This is a genomic window from Proteus sp. G2675 (assembly GCF_963886535.1).
GTDB classification, from domain to species: domain Bacteria; phylum Pseudomonadota; class Gammaproteobacteria; order Enterobacterales; family Enterobacteriaceae; genus Proteus; species Proteus mirabilis.
In genome coordinates, this window is the sequence record NZ_CAWPCB010000032.1 from 1 (window position 1) to 3,745 (window position 3,745).

Here is a 3,745-nt window from a genome sequence, read left to right on the forward strand (position 1 = left end):
TGCGAGCAATTTGTCTATTTATTCATCATATTTTATGCTAATAAACACTTTTTATGACTGTTTTTACAGCATGATATAGCGATATTTCAACCAGTTTACGCTAAGTGACTTATCCTAGAGAGATACAAAAAAAACGGGCTGTTTACAGCATATTGATAAGATTTTATTATCCTTTACCGAAGTCTTACCGTGCGCACTGGCTAAGATGACAGACATGACTAACGGATTGTTTTTAAGACAATCATTTAATTTAATTTGTCGTTTTTGATAAAAGGATATTGTTATGCCAACTCCTTGCTATATTTCCATTGAAGGAAAAACTCAGGGCAACATCACTGCAGGCGCGTTTACTGCAGATTCTGTCGGCAACATTTATGTACAAGGTCATGAAGACCAAATGTTGGTACAAGAATTTTCTCACGTGGTGACGGTTCCGACTGATCCGCAATCAGGTCAACCTTCTGGCCAACGTGCGCATAAACCGTTTCGTTTTACCGTGGCATTAAACAAAGCCGTTCCTCTGCTGTATAACGCATTGGCTTCCGGCGAAATGTTGCCAAAAGTTGAGTTAAAATGGTATCGCACGTCTGTTGAAGGTAAACAAGAGCACTTCTTTACCACCACACTGACTGACGCGACTATCGTGAACATCGATTGCCAAATGCCTCATTGTCAAGATCCGGCTAAAGCCGACTTCACGCAACTTATCGAAGTCTCCCTCTCTTACCGCAAAATTGACTGGGAGCACACTGTTGCTGGAACGTCTGGTGCGGATGACTGGCGTGCGCCTCTCGAAGCGTAATACCGTTATGACGAGTCCTTGGGGGCTCGTCCTTATTTTGTATTGTTCCCTTTTCTTTATCCATTTTTGCATGGAGGCAGATTATGCTTAGCAAAGATCCGAAATCAACGCCCATTGACCCGGCATCCGTTTTAAAAGATGAAGCCATCAATCAAGTGAAAAATAGGGTGCAATCCAAAGTGAACGAAACGCTATCGACACCCACGCAAAAGGTGGCCGGGATGGCCTCAGCAGCGGCCTCGCTCACTCAATCAGCCAGCGTATCGGCCAATCGCGTGACTGCTCATCCCCTGATCCACGGTGGCGGTTTTACCGGTGGACAAACATTCTCTGAAAACCAAGCACTCCAAGCGGCCCATGGGGCGTTACTTGATGCATTAGGCATGGACAGCCTCGAAAGTGGTTTGGTGTTCACTTGCACCATTGGTGGATTGCCTGACGACACCTTTCAAGTCACCGAATTTAATCTTACCGAAGGATTATCCTCGCTATTTTCGCTGTCCATCAGTGCGGTCAGTGCCTTACCCTTTATCGATTTTCAGCGTCATCTTGGCTTAGCCTCATCATTAACGGTCAAACGCGATGGGGTGTTGATCCGCAAAGTCAACGGTATCTTAGCCGGGGCAGTACAAGGCAATACCGACGGAGTGAAAACGTGGTATCACTTCGATATTCGCCCTGAAATGTGGGTGATGACCCTCAATCAAGACAGCCGTATTTTTCAACATCAATCGGTGCCGACCATCTTAAAAACCTTATTGGATGAGGCCCATGTTAAAGCGGATTACCAATTCTACCGTGAAGATCTACACCCTGAACGTCTCTACACCACCCAAAAACGCGAATCGGCATTTGATTTTTGGTGTCGACTGGCGTTTGAAGAGGGCATTAACTTCTGGTTTGAAGAAGAACAACTGTTTTACAGCGATGAACATATGGGGATGACGGCGGGTATTCACCTCACCTATAACCCGCAGGCCGATACCGATATCAGCGATAGCACTGCCATGACTTGGCAATATGGCGAATATTTGTGTGTGGATGAAACTATCCATAAAGACAACAACTTTGTTCGTCCTTCTTATCCGTTGTCTCATGAAAACAAAATTGAGCAGGGGGGACAGCACAGTGTGTTTGAAAGTTATGGTCGTTTTCAATTAGACGATGAAGGTCGACCTCTGACACAGGTGCGCTTTGAGCAATTACGTAACGGCAGCAAAGTGGGGCAAGCGACAACAAACTGTTTTGCACTGATGCCCGGCAAAATCTTCACCTTATCTCAGCATCCCCATCAGCCGATGAATGATCGCTGGCAAGTGATCAGCGTCAGCCATCATGGTGTACAGCCACTGGCGGACAATAGCGGGGGCGAAGGCACACAACTGTCGAATAGCGTCTCCTTTATTCCGGGCACGCAAGAGTGGCGCCCCCCTTATCGTTATAAACCGACGGCGGACGGTGATGAAGTGGCGACGGTGGTGGGGCCACCAGGGGAAGAAATCTACGTCAATGAATATGGCGCCGTGAAAGTGCATTTTCATTGGGATCGTCGGGGAAGTGCCGATCACAGTGCTTCATGCTGGGTGCGGGTTGCCATGGGTTGGAGTGGAAATGGCTATGGTTTTTCTGCGGTACCGCGCATCGGCACACAAGTGCTGGTCAGTTACCTGAATGGGGATATCGACAGACCGATAATTACCGGTTGTACTTATGATGGACGTAACGCACCACCGATTAAGTTCCCAGAGAATAAGACACAAACCACTTTCCGTAGCCAAACCCACAAAGGGGAAGGTTTTAATGAACTGCGTTTTGAAGATGCGGGCGGTAAGCAAGAGGTGTTTCTTCATGCGCAGAAGGATATGAATACCGTAGTCCAAAACGATAAGGGAACGACGGTAGGCGCCAATCATACTGAAACCGTTATGCAAAACCAAAAGATCTCAGTACATGGTACGCAAACTACGGCGGTTCAAGCGGATCAAAAAAATATCGTGTTTGGTAACCAACATTCAATCGTGGATGGTGAAGTGTTGATCGCATCAGCCAAAGGTATTCGTTTAATTAGTGGCAACTCGGCACTTCAATTAAACCCTGACGGGACTATCACCTTAGTGTGTAACAACTTTGATTTTTACGGCCACGGTAGCGGTCGGATTGGTACTGGTGAGTTATTAGATTTGAATATGGACGGGGCAGGTCCCGGAAACCTTGAGATGAAACCCGATACTAGCACTATCGCTCAAGCGAAAGATCAGTTCTTCCCTAAAAAATAATTAAGCAAAAGTAATAAGGTCAGCCATGAATTATCAATTCCAAGAAGGTGCTATCACATTACCGGATGAAGAATATCAAGACAATAGTCTTAATATGCTGCGTTTCCCTACGCGACAAGGCAGTATTTCTATTACGCGTGATGTAGTGGCTCCAGAGATAACCCTCAATGACTATCTGGCTGGACAGTTGTCGGCCATCAAACGTGAAATGAAAAATGCGGTGGTAAAAGCACCCACAGATTTTCGTACCGAAAAAGGAGTTACGGGCTGTGAAATCTATTGTGAAACCAAACAAAAAGGGATCCCTATTTATCAGTGGATCGCCGCTTTTCGTCTCGAAAATAAAATAGTGGTGTTGACTTACTGCCAAATTAAACCGTTTTCCAATACTGAGCAGGCGCAATGGCGAGCGTTAAGAGACAGTTTTACGCCATCGCCCAATTAATTAATGCAATCCCGATGTTTTAACCATACCCACTGACGATTTATTGTTTATTTTATAAGGATAGAGATATGGGAAATGAATTTTTCGCAGCCAAGCAAGGCGATAAATTAATGCACTCGTCAATCTTCGCCGATATCGTGTGTGGTGTGGTTAAAGGGGCGGTTTATGCCGCGATAGGGACGGCCGCTGTGGCGCTGACCATTGGGACAGGCGGTATGGCAA

3 protein-coding genes are annotated in these 3,745 nt (G+C 46.0%); all 3 read left to right on the top strand.

The genetic code is table 11. The features are described 5' to 3' along the window. Positions 1-283 precede the first annotated feature (283 nt). Positions 284-802 (top strand): Hcp family type VI secretion system effector, encoded by a 519-nt coding sequence (locus AACQ49_RS09040; protein WP_004246976.1) that lies wholly within the window; start codon positions 284-286, stop codon positions 800-802. 83 nt (positions 803-885) lie between these two features. Further along, the gene (locus AACQ49_RS09045) at positions 886-3,078 is read left to right on the top strand and encodes a type VI secretion system Vgr family protein (protein ID WP_161779009.1); all 2,193 of its coding nucleotides are present in this window, start codon (positions 886-888) and stop codon (positions 3,076-3,078) included. Between the two features lie 25 nt (positions 3,079-3,103). Further along, positions 3,104-3,523, top strand: a complete 420-nt coding sequence (locus AACQ49_RS09050; RefSeq protein ID WP_036894557.1) for a DcrB-related protein — start codon at positions 3,104-3,106, stop codon at positions 3,521-3,523. Positions 3,524-3,745 lie beyond the last annotated feature (222 nt).